This window comes from Candidatus Tisiphia endosymbiont of Micropterix aruncella (assembly GCF_965178575.1).
Classification (GTDB): Bacteria; Pseudomonadota; Alphaproteobacteria; order Rickettsiales; family Rickettsiaceae; genus Tisiphia.
The window spans coordinates 1,104,244-1,120,989 of sequence record NZ_OZ238268.1 but is presented as its reverse complement, the minus strand read 5'-3'; the positions used below and the strand labels follow the sequence as shown (position 1 = coordinate 1,120,989).

General features: G+C 33.4%; 16 protein-coding genes and 1 pseudogene. 6 read left to right on the top strand and 11 right to left on the bottom strand.

Annotation, left to right across the window (positions count from 1 at the left end; genetic code table 11):
- The first annotated feature begins 99 nt into the window (after positions 1 to 99).
- Positions 100 to 690: a ribonuclease HII gene (locus ACN1AG_RS05575; protein ID WP_417904636.1), complete on the top strand. Its 591-nt coding sequence runs from the start codon at positions 100 to 102 to the stop codon at positions 688 to 690.
- Between the two features lie 207 nt (positions 691 to 897).
- Positions 898 to 1,266, top strand: coding sequence for a M15 family metallopeptidase (locus ACN1AG_RS05570; RefSeq protein ID WP_417904635.1), 369 nt, complete (start codon positions 898 to 900; stop codon positions 1,264 to 1,266).
- A 248-nt stretch (positions 1,267 to 1,514) separates the two neighbouring features.
- Here ACN1AG_RS05570 and ACN1AG_RS05565 read toward each other — a convergent pair whose 3' ends face one another.
- From ACN1AG_RS05565 to greA, 3 genes are all read right to left on the bottom strand, one after another.
- A complete protein-coding gene (locus tag ACN1AG_RS05565) occupies positions 1,515 to 2,843 on the bottom strand; it encodes a DUF2748 family protein (protein WP_417904634.1) in 1,329 nt (442 codons plus the stop codon).
- Positions 2,844 to 3,011: 168 nt separating this feature from the next.
- Positions 3,012 to 3,635, bottom strand: a complete 624-nt coding sequence (gene lipB / locus ACN1AG_RS05560) for a lipoyl(octanoyl) transferase LipB (protein WP_341754851.1) — start codon at positions 3,633 to 3,635, stop codon at positions 3,012 to 3,014.
- 391 nt (positions 3,636 to 4,026) lie between these two features.
- Entirely contained in the window at positions 4,027 to 4,518 is a 492-nt protein-coding gene (gene greA, locus ACN1AG_RS05555) for a transcription elongation factor GreA (RefSeq protein ID WP_341754850.1), read from the bottom strand.
- 76 nt (positions 4,519 to 4,594) lie between these two features.
- On the opposite strand from greA, the gene ACN1AG_RS05550 reads away from it, so the two are divergent.
- Genes ACN1AG_RS05550 through rpoD form a run of 3 tightly spaced genes read left to right on the top strand, consistent with a single transcriptional unit; the run spans position 4,595 to position 8,918 of the window.
- Positions 4,595 to 5,215: a diacylglycerol/polyprenol kinase family protein gene (locus ACN1AG_RS05550; RefSeq protein WP_367364171.1), complete on the top strand. Its 621-nt coding sequence runs from the start codon at positions 4,595 to 4,597 to the stop codon at positions 5,213 to 5,215.
- Positions 5,212 to 6,984 carry a DNA primase gene (gene dnaG / locus ACN1AG_RS05545; protein ID WP_417904633.1) on the top strand — a complete coding sequence of 591 codons (1,773 nt, stop codon included), beginning with the start codon at positions 5,212 to 5,214 and terminating at the stop codon, positions 6,982 to 6,984. Before ACN1AG_RS05550 ends, dnaG begins: the two co-directional genes overlap by 4 nt.
- A gap of 17 nt (positions 6,985 to 7,001) precedes the next feature.
- Complete coding sequence (rpoD, locus tag ACN1AG_RS05540; RefSeq protein WP_417904632.1) at positions 7,002 to 8,918, top strand: RNA polymerase sigma factor RpoD; 1,917 nt, start codon at positions 7,002 to 7,004, stop codon at positions 8,916 to 8,918.
- Positions 8,919 to 9,292: 374 nt separating this feature from the next.
- Here rpoD and ACN1AG_RS05535 read toward each other — a convergent pair whose 3' ends face one another.
- Entirely contained in the window at positions 9,293 to 9,766 is a 474-nt protein-coding gene (locus ACN1AG_RS05535; RefSeq protein WP_417904631.1) for a transposase, read from the bottom strand.
- A gap of 64 nt (positions 9,767 to 9,830) precedes the next feature.
- On the opposite strand from ACN1AG_RS05535, the gene ACN1AG_RS05530 reads away from it, so the two are divergent.
- A complete protein-coding gene (locus ACN1AG_RS05530; protein ID WP_417904474.1) occupies positions 9,831 to 10,868 on the top strand; it encodes an IS630 family transposase in 1,038 nt (345 codons plus the stop codon).
- A gap of 5 nt (positions 10,869 to 10,873) precedes the next feature.
- Here ACN1AG_RS05530 and ACN1AG_RS05525 read toward each other — a convergent pair.
- From ACN1AG_RS05525 to ACN1AG_RS05495, 7 genes and pseudogenes are all read right to left on the bottom strand, one after another.
- A pseudogene (locus ACN1AG_RS05525) lies at positions 10,874 to 11,074 on the bottom strand (transposase); the annotation flags it as partial.
- 143 nt (positions 11,075 to 11,217) lie between these two features.
- Positions 11,218 to 11,658 (bottom strand): IS110 family transposase, encoded by a 441-nt coding sequence (locus tag ACN1AG_RS05520; RefSeq protein ID WP_417904630.1) that lies wholly within the window; start codon positions 11,656 to 11,658, stop codon positions 11,218 to 11,220.
- A gap of 159 nt (positions 11,659 to 11,817) precedes the next feature.
- Entirely contained in the window at positions 11,818 to 12,756 is a 939-nt protein-coding gene (locus ACN1AG_RS05515) for an IS110 family transposase (protein WP_417904629.1), read from the bottom strand.
- 296 nt (positions 12,757 to 13,052) lie between these two features.
- The gene (locus ACN1AG_RS05510) at positions 13,053 to 14,756 is read right to left on the bottom strand and encodes a peptidoglycan D,D-transpeptidase FtsI family protein (protein WP_417904628.1); all 1,704 of its coding nucleotides are present in this window, start codon (positions 14,754 to 14,756) and stop codon (positions 13,053 to 13,055) included.
- Positions 14,757 to 14,909: 153 nt separating this feature from the next.
- Positions 14,910 to 15,323, bottom strand: a complete 414-nt coding sequence (gene ftsL / locus ACN1AG_RS05505; protein WP_417904627.1) for a cell division protein FtsL — start codon at positions 15,321 to 15,323, stop codon at positions 14,910 to 14,912.
- Positions 15,313 to 16,263, bottom strand: coding sequence for a 16S rRNA (cytosine(1402)-N(4))-methyltransferase RsmH (rsmH, locus tag ACN1AG_RS05500; protein ID WP_417904626.1), 951 nt, complete (start codon positions 16,261 to 16,263; stop codon positions 15,313 to 15,315). Before rsmH ends, ftsL begins: the two co-directional genes overlap by 11 nt.
- Positions 16,260 to 16,721 carry a cell division/cell wall cluster transcriptional repressor MraZ gene (locus ACN1AG_RS05495; protein ID WP_341754196.1) on the bottom strand — a complete coding sequence of 154 codons (462 nt, stop codon included), beginning with the start codon at positions 16,719 to 16,721 and terminating at the stop codon, positions 16,260 to 16,262. The genes rsmH and ACN1AG_RS05495 overlap by 4 nt, the downstream gene beginning before the upstream one ends.
- Positions 16,722 to 16,746 lie beyond the last annotated feature (25 nt).

Sequence of the window (16,746 nt, the reverse complement as noted above, 5' to 3'; positions counted from 1 at the left end):
AGCGTAGTTAATAATGGGAAATGGTATTACTACAATAACAATAGATGATAGCGATGATGAGGAACTATATATAAGTGGAAATACATAGAGTGTCATTTTATGGGAGACGTGATGTTTAAATTAGAACAGAAATATTCAGGATTAGTAGCTGGAGTAGATGAAGCTGGCAGAGGACCACTAGTTGGTCCTGTAGTAGCTGCATCTGTTATCATTGATCAAACAAAAATCATACATGGTATTAAAGATTCTAAAAAACTTACTAAAACAATGAGGGAGTTGTTATATAAACAAATAACCCAAAATTATATTTGGTCTGTTGGTATAGTGCATCACGATGAGATAGATATAATTAATATCCTTGAAGCAACTAAAAAAGCCTGTACTATATCAGTAGCAAATCTTGCTGTTAAACCGGATACGGTACTAATAGACGGTAACATGAAATTTCACGATCCAAGATTTATTAGTATAATAAATGGCGATAATTTATCAATTTCTATTGGAGCAGCATCTATTATTGCGAAAGTTACTAGAGATCGCTTAATGCTTGAATATGCCAAAGAATTTCCGGAATATATGTGGCACAAAAACTCCGGTTATGGTACTAAAGAACATCTAAATGCTATAAGCCTTCACGGTCTTTCACCTTATCATAGAAAAAGTTTTAAGATAAGAAGTTCTACATTATAGGCTATAGAAGGCAGGGTAATTTAAAAGTCACAACCATTAGTTGCTATAGATACAAATTTAACCGCTACCGATGTCATCCCTACGAAGGCAGGGATCTATATTACTTAATAGTCTTTCAGGCTTATTTTTTTAGATTCCCGCCTACGCGGGAATGACAGCTTTGGGTAGTAACTACAACTGTAGTATTAGCGTAGTTAATAATGGGAAATGGTATTATCTAATGACTCTAAATACCTCAACGATCCTGGGGGAACATTTTATTGGAGAGTTGTTGCAGGAACTAATCGACTAAGTTTACATAGTTTTGGTATAGCAATTGACATAAATGTAGAATATTCTAACTACTGGTTATGGGATTATAAAAAAGCATTAGGTATTCCTAGCTCTACTAATGTTAACGCAGAAGATGTTGATTATAGTAAATTCCCTGCTTATCGTAATCAAATACCTTGGAAAATTGTGAAATTTTTGAGAAAAATAATTTTATATGGGGAGGGAAGTGGCATAGTACCCTACATTTTTTATATCACCACTATTAAAATGGCTGCTGATCGTCTATTAGCGAGGAGTCGCTGAAAGCGGCGATGCGGCAATCCAGGATACGCGAAGCGTACTAGAAAAAACAGCTTCGCTGTTTACCTAGATCGCCACGGCATCTAAAGATGCCTCGCGATGACGATTATAGAAAAATGTAGGGTACTAGACATAAACGGGAGACATAAACACTACGATGTCTCCCCTGCGTAGGCAGGGGTCTAAAAAATTTTAACAAATCCTCTCGGTTTATTTTTCTAGATCCCTGCCTTCGCAGGGATGACATAAACCTATACTTCTCTGACTTGTTTAAATACTAACTTTTTTTTACTAAATATATTTATTTTACGAAAAAAATTAGTTAGAGACCTTGGCTTTGACATATCACGTTTATAGCTTTGCTTAGTCATTAATACATAGTTAGAAATTAAGGAAGGTATAACTTCGGAATAATATACTTTATATAATCCTTCCATTGTTGCCATAGTCGTTAAATATCCCCATTTCATCACCTGTTGGGGTACTCTTGCTAGAGCTTCTATACAGGCAATTGTTTCTTCGATCTCAGGATTACTATTTTTATAAACATCTGCGACTGGTGCTAAATTAAACTTCATATCTTCAATCATAGCTCTAATCATCAGCCCCATATATTGCTCTTTTATGAATCTCTTAATAAAAAATAATTTTCTTCTATTAACGGAAAATAAAAATTTCTGTTTATATATAAAGCCAAGTAATCTTGCCCAATAAGCCCTTATACCCCGTACCTTGTTTTTATTATAAAATTTTACCTTTTCTTCATAAGTAATCATTTGCCTCATCCCTATAGAGAGCAGCTTGGCTAATAGTTTATCACAATTAATAATATCATCTATTCTAGCCTGTCTTACATGGGGTGTTGCTTTTGTTCCAGAAAAATTTGCTGAATGACGACTAATTTGACGACCACTTGCATCTCTTTTAATATCAGCAAAATGCCCAAGTTCTTGCCCAGCTATAATTTGCAATCTAGCAACTGCTGCCCATCCATCACCATAAGTTGGGTGATTTTTATCATTTTCAGCAAATGGATTTCCACCGCAGGAAACAAAGACTGCTACATTCTTACCGTCAGTACTTTGCATACCACTATTAGAACCCGAACGTTGCCAATCAACTATATCCATCATATCACCGATATTATGGGAATAAGTAATAAATATCTGAACCTTATCATGCAATAACCACCTAATAACTATAGGATGGGCTGACTGAACAAAAAGCCTTGTTAATTTTTCAGTAACGGATTGGTCAACTGGTTGTAATTTTTGAATTTGTTTTTTCAGATCTGTATAAATCGATGCCAATTTTTTATCTGATATAGAAGATTTGTATAGAGATCTGAATAACTGATTAGTTTGTTCAATTAAATTTGGCTCGGTTATTTCCTCTTTACTTACCATCAAACTAATATTGAACTTTGGATCAGAAAATCTTGCAAAATTACAACTATTATCGGTATCTATCCTAAGTTTTCCTGATTTGATTAATTGCTGAGCTAATTGTTCATATTCTATTTGCATGTCCTCAGGATAAATAGCAGGAATCTTATCAAGTATATGATAAATTGAACTCATAGGAGTATATACTACTTGTAAATGAAGAGTTGGTAGACGATAGAATCAAAATCAACAAGTGCTAGGAGTGTCCAAGCCGAGGAACACAGCGTACATTAGTACGTGAGCACCGCAGGTCTTGGACAACGACAACGCAATTGTTGATTTTCATCGAGTATACTGAATATTTTAAAAAACCTCAAAGAATTTATCCTTAATAACTTCATCAAACTGATCTAACGTTATATCAACACCAAGTTTCTTAAACGAGGTCACAGGCATATCTCTCAGACCACAAGCAATAATTCCGGAGAACATATCAAGATTTGTTGAAATATTTACAGCAACACCATGATATGTAACCCATTTTTTAACTCTAATACCTATTGATGCAATCTTTGCGGGTACACCATTTTCTTCTACCCATATCCCCACTATACCACTTATAGTAAAAGCTTTAATCCCAAAATATAAAAGGCTATTTATAATCCATTCTTCTAATAGTTTAATATATAGTTTTAAATCCTTTTGCCTTCGTTCTGAGACTAAATCAAGAATGGGGTATATTACTCTTTGTCCGCTACCATGGTAGGTAAGCTTCCCTCCCCTACCAGTATAAATTACCGGTATATCTCTAGGATTTAACAATTCATTTGCCTTAAAACTAGTACCTGCGGTATAAATATCCTTATATTCAACTAAATAAACAATCTCTTGTGAAGATTTATTGATTAAACTTGTAACCTTATCTTCCATTAATTTTACTGTGTCTTCATATTCTAAAAAGCCTGATAAGGTAACAAATTGAACCATAATATTAACTAGGGGTGACATCAATTCTATTATTATGCCTAAAACCTTCTCACGCGAATTCGGGATAAGAATTTGTCAATTCTTATCCCGAATTGGGGTTTCTCGGGTTAGCTATAAGGAGTATTATAATATATAAATAACCTCAAGTATTAATGTAAGACATCGGTTTAATAGCCAAGGTGTCTCTGCTTCTTCGAATGTCACCCCTGCGTAGGCAGGGGTCTAAAAAAATAGCATAGAAGGTATGTTATATAGTTTTAGATACCGCACCGAAGCAGGGATGACATAATGGGGGTGACATCACCCCTAATAGCGATGATTGCTTGAGCCTACTATTAATTTATTACATCGATACTTAAGATTAAATAGGCTAGCACTAATAGTTAATATCTTAAATATCTACTAATTCTTGATAGGATACTTCTAAAACCTCATAAGATTTTGAACCTTTAGGAGTGGTTACTTCTACTATATCTCCGACCCCTTTACCGATGAGAGCCTTAGCAATTGGCGATACTATGGATACCCTCTTTTTGGTTATATCTGCTTCATACTCTCCAACAATATGATACATAACTATTTCCTCTGTTTCATCATCGATCAACTTAACTAACGCCCCAAATTTTACGGTATCACCGGAGAGTTTTGAGGTGTCAATAATTTTAGCTCTTGCTATTTTATCTTCAAGATCCAAAATGCGACCTTCTATAAAACTTTGTTTTTCTCGTGCTGCATGGTATTCTGCATTCTCAGATAAATCTCCAAAATCTCTAGCTGTTGCTATAGCTTCAATTACTTTTGGTCGTTCTATATGTTTAAGATGTTTAATTTCTTTTTCTAAACTATCAAACCCTTTATGTGTAATAGGAAAATCTGCCATAATAATATGTCTTGTCTAAGTTAAGTTTTCTAGTATATTTGTTGTGTCAAACTTTGTCAAATAGGCCTTTTAGGTTATTATGCAAACTAAACTCTTTAATTTTGAAATACAACGTAAAACTTTCCACTTATACAGCTTGATTATACCACTTTTTTATTTATTTTCATCTAAATTAGTTGTTACCACACTATTACTTCTACTTATAGTATGTGTATTATATATAGATATTACAAGGCATTATAATTTATATGTTAAGAAATTGACAGATAAATTTCTTGGAAAGTTTATGAGACCTGAAGAACAGAGTGGTTTATTCAGACTAAGTGGTAGCAGTTTTATGGTGGTTGGATTTTTCTTAACTGCTCTTTTATTTTCAAAAGGTTTAGCGATTTCATCTTGGCTTATATTGATAATAGCTGATTGTCTTGCTGCGTTAGTGGGTACAAAAATAGGTACTCCTCTAAAAAATGGCAAATCATTGGAAGGTTCTATTGCCTTTCTAATTTCTGCAATTTTTATTAGTATATTAGTGTATTTTTTCATCGGCTATCACACTAGTTTTACTGTTATCATAATTAGTTCTATAGTTGCTACTATTAGCGAATTCTACTCAAAAGAGTTATCAATAAACGATAATTTATTAATACCTCTTAGCTACTGCTTCTCTACAATCATATTCACCTTTATTTTAAGTTTATGAGAATTCCATTAGAATTTTATGAACTTCTTAGAACTCGGATTAATTTATCAGATGTTGTTAGACAAAAAGTAGTCTTAACTAAAAAATCTGGAAATTACTTGGGACTATGTCCTTTCCATGTTGAAAAATCTCCATCATTCACTGTAAATGATGCCAAGAAGTTTTATTATTGCTTTGGCTGTGCTGTTCACGGGGATGTTATAAAGTTTGTTTCCAACTTTAGTGGTTTATCTTATAAGGAAGCAGCCATTAAACTTGCTAATGATTATGGCATTGAATTGCCTAAATTAACAGCAGCACAACAAAAACTCTATGAAGAATCGGATGAACTATTTGATATCTTAGAGATGGCTGAAAGATTTTTTACATCACAATTGTCACAAGAAGTATGTAGCTACTTACATGACCGCGGTATTAGTAAAGAAACAATTAAGGAATTCTCCATCGGTTTTGCTCCTCCATCTAAAGCATTACAGAAATTTTTTGAAAAAAAATCAATATCTTTGATAAAACTTCAAAAAGCAGGCTTAGTGGGCAAGCGAGATGATGGTACAATATATGAGATATTTTATAATCGGATAATCTTTCCGATTAAAAATGTTTATAATAAAGTAGTTGGTTTTGGAGGACGAGTGCTTGGTGATGGGTTACCTAAATATTTAAATTCTCCGGAAACCATATTATTTCAAAAAAATGAAACATTATATGGGGAGAATAATGCGATTAGTGTTGCCTATAAGAAAAATCATTCAATCTTAGTTGAAGGGTACTTGGATGTTATTGCCTTGCACCAAGCTGGTTTTAAAGAGGCAATGGCAAGTCTTGGTACTTCGGTTACAGAGAATCACCTACAAAAATTATGGCGTGCCGGAGATGAAATAGTACTCTGTTTAGATGGTGATATAGCAGGAATAAAAGCCACCCATCGGGTAATTAATCTAGTACTACCTCTGATAAATGGTAATAAGAAAATTTCCTTTGTGATGTTACCTAGCGGAAGTGACCCTGATGATATGATAAATAAAGATGGTGCGGGAAGTTTCACACAAATTTTTGATAAAAGAATTAATCTATCTGAAATGATTTGGCGTTCCGAATATGAAGGTAAGACTTTCTCAACTCCAGAAGACAAAGCTATTTTGGAAAGAAATCTTGAAGATTATTGTAAACAAATAAAAGATAAGCTACTTAGCCATAATTATTATAGATATTTTAAAGATCAAATATGGCAAAATTTAATTAAACGTCAAAGTAAAGTAGCTGTAAAAAATTCAAATGTAACATTTTCAGCTCCGGATTATTCAGAAATTGAGATGTTAGAACAAGTCTTTTGTATAATGTTAGTAAAGTGTCCAAAGATAATCAAAAAGCAAGAAATAAAGGATTTCTTATTAACGTTAAATTTCCAAAATAAAATGCTTGAAGCTTTTCGTGATTGGTATTTTGCAGAAATTATTAGCAACGATATCTTAGATCAGGAAAATATTATTGGTTTGGCAAAAAAAACTGGATTTTATGACACTTTTTCAGTATTGTCAAAATCCAATAATCTATTTCTAGATTTGTCATTTAATAAGGATGACATAGACTCTGACTTACTTTGGCAATGGTTGCATAAAAAACATCACCTAGTACTATTAAAACAAGAATGTAGCTCAATTATTCAAAATGGCTCAGACGAAGAGCTAAAAAAGGCTATATTATATCGAGAAGAGATTATAAAAATCTCTAAAGAGATTTATAATCTAAACGAATCTTTTACTAATTGACCCAAGGTTTATAAATTATGACAGAAGCAAAAGAGAAAATAGATGTAAAAGGTACTGCAGTTGATAACCTAGTTAAAACAGCTAAAGAAAAAGGCACTGCAGTCACTTATTATGATCTAAATAAAGTCATTCCAATGACTAATAATATATCAGTAAACGATCTAGAAAAGGTAATATCAAAGTTTTCTGAGGCTGGAGTTGATATTATAGAAGGTGATGATGACGAGATCAAACTTGATATTAATGTAGATGATGAATTTAAACTGTCTAATAATGTTGATCGTGAGCCTGAAGACGAAAGTGAAGAAGAAAATTTAGGTACGACCGATGATCCAGTAAGGTTATATTTACGAGATATGGGAGGAGTTGGACTTTTTTCTCGTGAGACTGAAATAGAAGTAGCCCAAGATATTGAAGAAGGCAAAGAGATAATGGTTAAATCACTTTGTGAAAATCCAATATCGATGAAATTCTTTATAAAATGGCATGAAGATTTAGTTAATGAAAAAATACTACTCCGAGATTTGATTGATCTAGAAGCTAATATGGTCAACGGGGATGATAGTAATTCTGAAGAGAGTCAAAATAATTATATAGAATCAGATCATGAAGAACATGAAGAAGCTAGCAATTTATCAATAGCTACTATTGAGTTACAGTTATTACCTAGTGTTGTCAAGCGTATGGAAAAAGTTTCTAAGCTTTCTGAAGAGTTGTTAATTGAAGCAAAGAAACATTACACACGTTATCCTCAGCATAAGGGATTGCATGATAACAAGAAATATGACAAGAATCTACAATTACTAATTATTGAAATTTCTAGTATCCATTTTCACTCTAAAAGGACAGAAGAAATTCTTAATAGAATATATAGTTTAAATAGAGAATTAGTAACTAAAGAAGGGAGCTTCCTTAAATTAGCTGAAAAATATGGCATAAGTCGTCAGAACTTCCTAAATGAATATATGGGAGCAGTAATTGATGAAAGCTGGAAAAGACAAATGCAAAAAAATAAGCACTCTAATTGGAAGAATTTCCTTGCTAAAGAATCTGATGCTATTGATCAAATGATTAGTGAATTAAAAACCATGGAAATGACTATTGGTTTGCCAATTATTGAATTTAAAAAGTTAGTACATACAATACAAAAGGGTGAAAGACAAGTCCTTAGGGCAAAGAAAGCTATGATAGAGGCTAATCTGCGTCTAGTTATCTCAATTGCTAAAAAATATGCAAATCGTGGATTACAGTTTTTAGATTTAATTCAGGAAGGAAATATTGGGTTAATGAAGGCTGTTGATAAATTTGACTATCGTAGGGGATATAAATTTTCCACTTATGCTACTTGGTGGATTAGGCAAGCTATTACTAGAGCTATAGCTGATCAAGCTAGAACCATACGTATTCCCGTGCATATGATTGAAACGATCAATAAAATTATTCGTACCTCTAGGCAGATGCTTAACGAGCTAGGTTATGAACCGACTCCGGCAGAAATTGCCGCTCGCCTTTCTATGCCAGTTGATAAAGTACGAAAAGTAATGAAAATAGCTAAAGAGCCAATTAGCTTAGAAAATCCAATAGGCGATGATGATGGTAGTTATCTTGGAGACTTTATTGAAGACAAAAATGCTATATTACCGCTTGACGCAGCAATTCAATCAAATTTACGAGAGGTCACAACTAGAGTTTTAGCAACTCTTACTCCTCGTGAAGAAAGAGTTCTAAGAATGAGATTTGGTATAGGAATGAGTACTGATCATACACTAGAAGAAGTTGGACAACAATTCAACGTTACTAGGGAACGTATTAGGCAAATAGAGTCCAAAGCACTACGCAAATTGAAGCATCCGACTAGATCTAAAAAACTTAGTAGTTTCCGGGGTGGTTCTAGAAAGCAAAACAATTCTTCAGAATCTGCTTTTGGAGGCTGATTTTCTATAGGTCTTATACCATTTCCCATTATTAACTACGCTAGTACTACAGTTGTAGTTACTACCCAGAGCTGTCATATATGGACGAGTAAGTAAGTCAATAAGAAAAATGATGCGGGAGTAATAAAAAAATAAGCTGTCATATATTCGGCATCTAGTGCCATAATAGTTTTCGCATTCCACGCAATCCTTGGAGTTATCCACTCATTCTTACGGCTTCTAGAGCCTTGACATAAAATCTCGGTCTTGTTTTTGGAATGCCCATTTATTATCTCCAATCACTTTCGCTTATATCGTACCTCTTAAATCCTATTTACTTACTTCTTCTTTTTATATAGATAAAATACAGATAAATCTATATACACCACCAACTATCAAGCATATGCACATTTTCTTGTAACACATACATACGCTATTCTAGCTAATTTGTTTGCTATTGCCACAGCAGCCTTATTAAAGCTCATCCTTTCCAGCAATTTCTTTGCACATTGCACTAAATGATCAGTAGGATCCTTTTGTATTTTTGCTCTGATTGCAATAGACCTTGCTCCTTGTATCAGCATAGTTCTAACATATCTCTCTCCTTTCTTAGTGATAGATCCAAGACTTGTTTTACCACCTGTGCTATTTTGCTTAGGCACTAATCCCAAACTTGCAGCAAAACTTCGACAATCATCATAATTTTCATAAGCTGCTATGCTTAGTATATTAGCATTAATTTCTCCAATATCTGGTATTGTTTTTAATAAAGTAGCTGTTTCAGATTCTTTATTTATTGCTATTAGCTGTTTATCTATTGCTGATTCTTGTATTAATAACGTAGCAATTTCTTCAGCTATTACCTTCATTTCCTTATATACTGCTCGTAAATGAAGAGTTGAAAGAAGAGAAGAAAGAAGCTAGAATATGATTATGGGAAATATTTTAACATCTGAACAAAGAACGGCACTGAAGTCACGTCATGGTAATGAACGAGATAGGAGAGTATGTGACCGAATTAAGGCAGTTTTGCTGTATGATAAAGGTTGGAGCTATGAAGAAATAGCAGAAGCATTGCTGTTAAGTGAAGAAGCTATAAGAAAGCATGTAAGAGATTATCAAAAATTTAATAAATTAGAGACAGCTAACGGTGGTAGTGCAAGTAAGCTAAGTGAGCTAGAAGAGAAAGAGTTAATAGAGCATTTAGAAGTATGTAATTATGTTTATGCCAAAGATATTAGCAATTACATAGAAAAAAAATACGGTGTTGCCTATACAATAGCAGGAATAACAAAGCTATTAAGGAGATTAGGCTTTGTATATAAAAAGCCAAAGATTGTACCCGGCAAGCTTGATGTAGATAAGCAAGAACTATTTAAGCTAGAATATAGTTTGTTAAAAGGTAATCTCAAGGCTAAAGAAGCTATATATTTTATGGATAGCGTTCATCCTCAGTATCAAACAAAAGCCCGTTATGGTTGGATCAGAAAGAATCAAAATAAAACTTTACCAACATTTAGTGGTTGGAAAAGGAAGCATTTAATAGGAGCAATTAATTTATCTGATTTGCAATTAGTTAGCACAGATAATCCTAAAGTAAACGGTGATTATATAATCAATTTTCTACAAAAATTAGAAGCAGAAAATCCTAATAAAGAGAAGATATATTTGATTTGTGATAATGCTGGGTATCATAAGTCAAAGAAAGTAAAGGAGTATCTAGTAAATAGCAAAATAGAATTAGTATTTTTACCTCCCTATAGCCCTAATCTTAATCCGATTGAACGATTATGGAAATTTATGCATAGAATTGTAACAAATAATAAATTTTACCATAATTTTGCTCAATTCTCAGAAGCTATAGATAGATTTTTTGGTAATATTGATAAATACAAAGGTAATTTGCTTACTCTTATCACTGACCAATTTCAGACTATAACTTTTAATCATTTTGCCAACTCTTCAGGTTAATTGAGTATATATCCTTTATCTGCATACATAACTCCAGTTAAACCATCTGTTAACTCAGGTACTGGAATCCTATCATCAACGTTTCCTTTAGTCATTTTTAATGCTATAAACTGTCCTTTTTCATTAATAATTAAGTGTAACTTGAACCCATAAAAATAACCCATCGATGATTTGCTATGTTTTGCTAGCCCTTTAAATATTTTATTACTATATCACGTTAATTCGGGATAAGGATTAGTAAAAATAGCAGACATATATACACTACGAAGAGCAATTAATGTATGAATTCACAGAAATGCAATTTATACATATCCAAAATCTTGTATTAGTTATAGCTAAAGCATTTTTACTAATCCTTATCCCGAATTGACGTATATTGTACTCTTTGTCTAATAATATGTTGCCGACGTTTATGTAACCAACTAATCTCTTGTTGTGATATATTTTTTATACGAACCGATTTTAACTCCGGATCTTTTCCTGCTCTTGCTATTGCCAAAGCATCATTTGTATCATTTTTTTGCCGAGTTTTTGCAAAAGCTTTTACATCACATGGTTTAAGTAATTTTACTGTAAAACCTGATTCCATAAACTTATTGCTCCAATAATGACAACTGCCACATGCTTCCATTACCAATAAACTATTCTTGGGAATGTTTGTTAAAATGTAGTCTTCAAATTCTTCTCTGTGTAATTTTTTAGCTAATATTTTTTCACCATCTTTATTTAATGCAACAATATGAAAAATTGTTTTTGCTAAATCAATGCCTAGTATGTTAATATCTTTCATGGTATGGACTCCTTTTTAATTATTAAATAGTATAATTATGTGACCGAATTATATTCGTGATCACGGGAGTAAGTAAAGTTTCTTTTACTTACTCGTCCATACCATCATTCTTAGCAACGGCGGGAATCTACCGTCTTGCTAGTCAAGAAAAAAAGTAGATTAGTATTCATAAATTTTATTATTTTTCACCATAGAATTTAAACAAATAATTACTTTACGCATAACGGCTACTAAAGCGACCTTTGCTTTTTTACCAGCATTAGTCATACGTTCATATAATGCCTTCATTTTGTCATTATGACGCATCGCTACTAAAGCAGCCATATACAAGCTTTTTCGAACAAAAAACCTGCCGCCTCTAATATGAGCCCCATTAGTTTTTTGACCGCTTTGGCTTGTTTTTGGGGCGAGTCCAACTAAGCTTGCAATTTCCTTATTGCTCAGCACACCAAGCTCTGGCAGTTCTATTAGCAAAACACTAGCTGTTTTTTCGCCTATACCTTTATAGCTTATCAGCAAATCATTTTTTGCCTTTAAACTCTTATCTTCCTTTATGGCAGCCTTTATATCTTTTCTAATTTCCTCAAGCTGTTTTTTGCTACACTTTATCATTTCCTCGAGATATTTCTTAGCCTTCTCGGATGCAACTTTTGTTCTGCATTGATTAGCATGTATATCTTCTTCTATATTACGTTCTATGCTCCTTAGAGATTGTAATTCTTCTTGTATAACAGAAATTATTTGGTCTCCTTTCTCATCATTAGCAATAAAAGCTGCATATTTCTCAAGTAATAACGCATCCAATTTATCAGTCTTAGCAAAATGGTTACAGACCTTGGCAAAAGCGTGAACTCTATTAGGATGAGCTCTATGCACAGCAAGCCCGGCTTGTTGCAACATCCTCATAACCAAACGTTCATAACCGCCAGTAGATTCCAAAACAGTAAGCACAATATTTCGAGAAGCTATTTCTGATTTTATAAAATCAGAAATAGCTTTATCTGTATTTTTAATCTTACAATGAATATTGTTCATAGATATATCAAGCGTATTTTTTGAAACATCTATTCCCATAAATATCTTGCTTTTTTCAGTCATTTGCTTTACCTATAATTAGTGGTTGTTTTGCAAAGTTTTGATACATGATTGTAAATTCGATCTCTAAAGGATCATCCTACCGTTCGTATTATACTTTGCGATTCAAGGAAGGAGTGCACCAAGATTCCCTCGGTCTTTAAAGACCAATCTAAATTAAACGGCGTCACTCCTTCCGACCATATTAACTCCATATTGAGCTAATATTCAAGATACAATCTAGATACCTGCGAAAGCAGGTATGACACAAAATTTGTATCACCTAATTCAATAGGTTTCACTATACTGTAGGAGAAAGATCACAATCCCTCCCCTTTTTCAACTGGCTCTATTCCATATAGTGATACCATTCGCTCAAGGACTCTTCCAACAGTAGGAGCTGCAGTCCAGCCAGCAGTAGCAAAGCCAAAGGTTTCTTTTGTTCCTTTTGGTTCATCAAACATTATAAAAATAATATATTGGGGATCAATGGCTGGTAATAAACCTAAAAATGATGACATTCTGCTATTCTTAAGATATTTTTTCTTGCCATGCCCATCTGAAGTTAATTTTTCAGCAGTACCAGTTTTACCACCGACAAGATATCCTTTAACATCGGCTCTACGTCCTGTCCCTTCTTTTACCACCAAACGAAATAACTCACTCATTTGTTTAGAGGTTTTCTCACTAAAAACACGTGTGCCAACAAGAGGCTCATCGTGCCTTTTGATTAGAGTCAGATCATATAATATCCCTCCATTTACTATTGGTAATACTGCTTGAATAAAGTGTAAAGGGCTAATTGAAATGCCATAACCATAGGCCATGACAGCAGTAGTAAGATCACTCCACCTCTTGTCAGATGGAAACAAAGGAGTGCCTCTCTCTGGTAACTCAATTTTAAGCTGATCTAATAAACCTAATTTCTTTAAATAGTTTTTAAAATCATTCTTCCCAACTTCAAGCATAATTTGGCTAACACCAATATTTGATGAATGCAAGAAAATTTCTGGAACACTGTGCCACCCTTGCCTTGGATGATAATCTTTTATATTAAATCCCCCTACCTTCATATAGCTAATATCATAAGCATCGTTTATTGCTATAGCACCAGTATCAAAAGCTACGGCCATAGTCAAAGTTTTAAATACAGACCCCATCTCATAGATACCAAGACTTGCCATATTAAACAGTTCTTCTGGTTTTGCTCTACTTGGATAATGTGGATTAAAATCCGGCTTACTAACAATAGCTAAAATCTCACCATTATTAGGGTTAACAATTATTCCCACCGCTCCTATTGCACTAAACTCCTTTAATGTCCTATCTATTTCTTCATTTAGGATATTTTGTAATCTTACGTCTATAGATAGTTCAAGAGGTTTTTTAAGTTGATCCGGCTGTATAAAGTCAGAATTAGTTAGAAACTTATCATAGGTTCTTTCTAATCCAGCAAGACCAACCAAATCCCTACCCACATATCCTATAATATGTGACAATAAATTGGAAAAAGTATAGATTCTTTTTTGTTCTTGTTCAAAACTAAAACCTGGCATCCCCAAATTTGATATCGCCTCTTGCTCTTTTGGCAATAAATCCCTTTTGATCCATACGAAACTTTTGTTACTTTGTAGCTCTGCAAGTAACTTCATTTTATCAACATCAGGCAAAATCTTGGATAATCTTTCTAAACATTGTGAAGGATTAATTACTTTCTGTGGATTGGCAAACAATGAGGAGGAAGGCAAATTTACTGCTAATAAGTTACCATTACGATCTATTATCTCTTTCCTAAAGTCACTATTTTTTACTTGATATTCTGGCGTAACATAGCCATTGGTCGCAACAATTATTAAGCGATATGATAAACCACAAAAAAACATAGCAAAACAACAGCTGACTATTAATAATCTGATTTTGGTATTGTTAGCACCTACATCCCACAAAATAATATTACCAAAATTTTTCTTCATCTTAGTTAGAGTATTTTTTAGAAATACCAATAAAAATATATCGTTACCCATCTACATACTGCTGCTAATGGCTCAATAGTATGTCATTCTGCGGAAGTAGCGGATCTATAATACTGAATAATCTTTCAAGGTATTTTTTTAGATCCCGCACCGAAGCAGGATAACATCTTTCTTGCCATGTAAGTACCATACTAATGTTGATTTTCATCGAATACACTCTGTTTTTTTAGTTGAAACAGTTTGTATATATTTATTATTAGCAATTGTTTTATAACGCCATTTAGTGTTGGTTTTACTAAAATACGAACCACTTACTTCATTAGCCTTTGCATATTTTTTACTCTCATCAGGTGCTAAAGGGTCACTAATCATTTGTTTAACCTTAATAGTATCTAATTGTAAATAAAGTGATGATAATTTTCTTAGTCTAGCTGGGGAAGTAAGGTATGATTGTTCGACTTTTAACACGTGAATCATGTCTTGCTCATCAGTTAGTTGTTTTGAAACTTCCCCAAGCTGATAATGCAAACTAATGACCTTATCTTTGACTCTAAATAAGCCATAAATAGAAAGAATTATAGTACCTACAACTATATAACTAAATACTCTAACTACCATATATATTACCTATTTTCTGTCCAGCCCTCAACTTTGCAGACCTTGCTCTTGGATTAAGTGCAACTTCTTTAGGTGATGGACATAATGGTTTTTTTGTAAGAATTTTAAGCCATTCTTTAGAACTTTCTTCAGGCGGAATCTTTACACTGTATTTAGACCTAGCGACTACCTTAGCAGAATTTGCTTTTAAAAAATTCTTAACAATTCGGTCTTCTAATGAATGAAATGAAACAATTACTAACCGACCATTTGGTGCTAAAATATTCTTGCAATTATCTAAAAATCTTGCTAATTGACCTAGTTCATCATTGATATGAATACGAATTGCTTGAAAAGTCTTAGTAGCGGAATCAATTTTACCTTTTCTAAAACCTATACTACTACGAACAATATGGGCAAATTTTGCTGTATTAGTAATAGGCTCTAATAACCTATGTTCTATAATCTTTTTAGCGATTCTTCGAGAATAAGTTTCATCTCCATATTTATAAATCACATCTGCTATTTCTTGTTCATCAGCCTCATTTATAAAATCGGCAGCACTATATCCCGTACTGCTCATCCTCATATCAAGTGGACCATCATGGGTAAATGAAAACCCCCTATCTCCAGAATCAAGTTGCATAGAAGAAACCCCTAAATCCATAACTATCCCATCAAATTTCAACGAACCTAATTTTGAAAAACTTTCAGCAAAACCTGTCTGAATAAAACTCACTCTGCTAGGATAATCGTTTACCAATTGATTAGCGTAAGTTCTAACATTTGGATCACAATCAATTGCTACTAACTGACCATTACAAGAATCTAATATCATCCTGCTATAACCACCAAAACCAAAAGTGCAATCTAAATAACTTCCTCCATCTTTAGGACATAAGACTTCTTTAACTTCATTCAACATAACCGGCGTATGAGACGATGCGAACTCTTGTATCATACAACTACATCCTTAATGTTTTTCAGTGTTAAACGGTTACTTTGAGCAATTTGCCGAGCTGAAGAAAGATACGTTTCAAAATTTTGTGGCTGCCAAATTTCAAAGACCAATCCCTTCCCTACAAAGCAAGCTTGATCTGATATACCAGCGTGATCTATTAAAGATTTAGGTAGAATCACCCTCCCCTCACTATCAAAGCTAAGCTGGATAGCTTCACCAAGAATGATCGTTTCGAAAGCATCTCGCTCCTCAGAATAGGGATCTAAGGTTTGGATTATTTGACTTAGCTCCTCAAGCCTCTTCAAACTACAGCCTTCAATGCACTTATTTCTAAAAGACGGATAGGCAATAATCCCATTAAACGACTGACTAGACAAAGCTAATCTATAGCTGGCAGGTATCGAAACCCGACCTTTCTTATCAAGATTGTTTATATATTTTGATAAAAAAATATTCATTTACCCTTTACCTTTCAATAATTAC

Excerpts from the sequence above, each read along its gene's own strand:
- lipB (WP_341754851.1), bottom strand. The coding sequence starts at position 3,635 with ATGGTTCAATTTGTTACCTTATCAGGCTTTTTAGAATATGAAGACACA.
- ACN1AG_RS05550 (WP_367364171.1), top strand. The coding sequence starts at position 4,595 with ATGCAAACTAAACTCTTTAATTTTGAAATACAACGTAAAACTTTCCAC.
- ACN1AG_RS05495 (WP_341754196.1), bottom strand. The coding sequence starts at position 16,721 with ATGAATATTTTTTTATCAAAATATATAAACAATCTTGATAAGAAAGGT.
- ACN1AG_RS05565 (WP_417904634.1), bottom strand. The coding sequence starts at position 2,843 with ATGAGTTCAATTTATCATATACTTGATAAGATTCCTGCTATTTATCCT.
- ACN1AG_RS05520 (WP_417904630.1), bottom strand. The coding sequence starts at position 11,658 with ATGAAAGATATTAACATACTAGGCATTGATTTAGCAAAAACAATTTTT.
- ACN1AG_RS05530 (WP_417904474.1), top strand. The coding sequence starts at position 9,831 with ATGGGAAATATTTTAACATCTGAACAAAGAACGGCACTGAAGTCACGT.
- rpoD (WP_417904632.1), top strand. The coding sequence starts at position 7,002 with ATGACAGAAGCAAAAGAGAAAATAGATGTAAAAGGTACTGCAGTTGAT.
- rsmH (WP_417904626.1), bottom strand. The coding sequence starts at position 16,263 with ATGATACAAGAGTTCGCATCGTCTCATACGCCGGTTATGTTGAATGAA.
- ACN1AG_RS05515 (WP_417904629.1), bottom strand. The coding sequence starts at position 12,756 with ATGACTGAAAAAAGCAAGATATTTATGGGAATAGATGTTTCAAAAAAT.
- dnaG (WP_417904633.1), top strand. The coding sequence starts at position 5,212 with ATGAGAATTCCATTAGAATTTTATGAACTTCTTAGAACTCGGATTAAT.
- ftsL (WP_417904627.1), bottom strand. The coding sequence starts at position 15,323 with ATGGTAGTTAGAGTATTTAGTTATATAGTTGTAGGTACTATAATTCTT.
- ACN1AG_RS05510 (WP_417904628.1), bottom strand. The coding sequence starts at position 14,756 with ATGGGTAACGATATATTTTTATTGGTATTTCTAAAAAATACTCTAACT.
- ACN1AG_RS05535 (WP_417904631.1), bottom strand. The coding sequence starts at position 9,766 with ATGAAGGTAATAGCTGAAGAAATTGCTACGTTATTAATACAAGAATCA.
- ACN1AG_RS05570 (WP_417904635.1), top strand. The coding sequence starts at position 898 with ATGGTATTATCTAATGACTCTAAATACCTCAACGATCCTGGGGGAACA.
- ACN1AG_RS05575 (WP_417904636.1), top strand. The coding sequence starts at position 100 with ATGGGAGACGTGATGTTTAAATTAGAACAGAAATATTCAGGATTAGTA.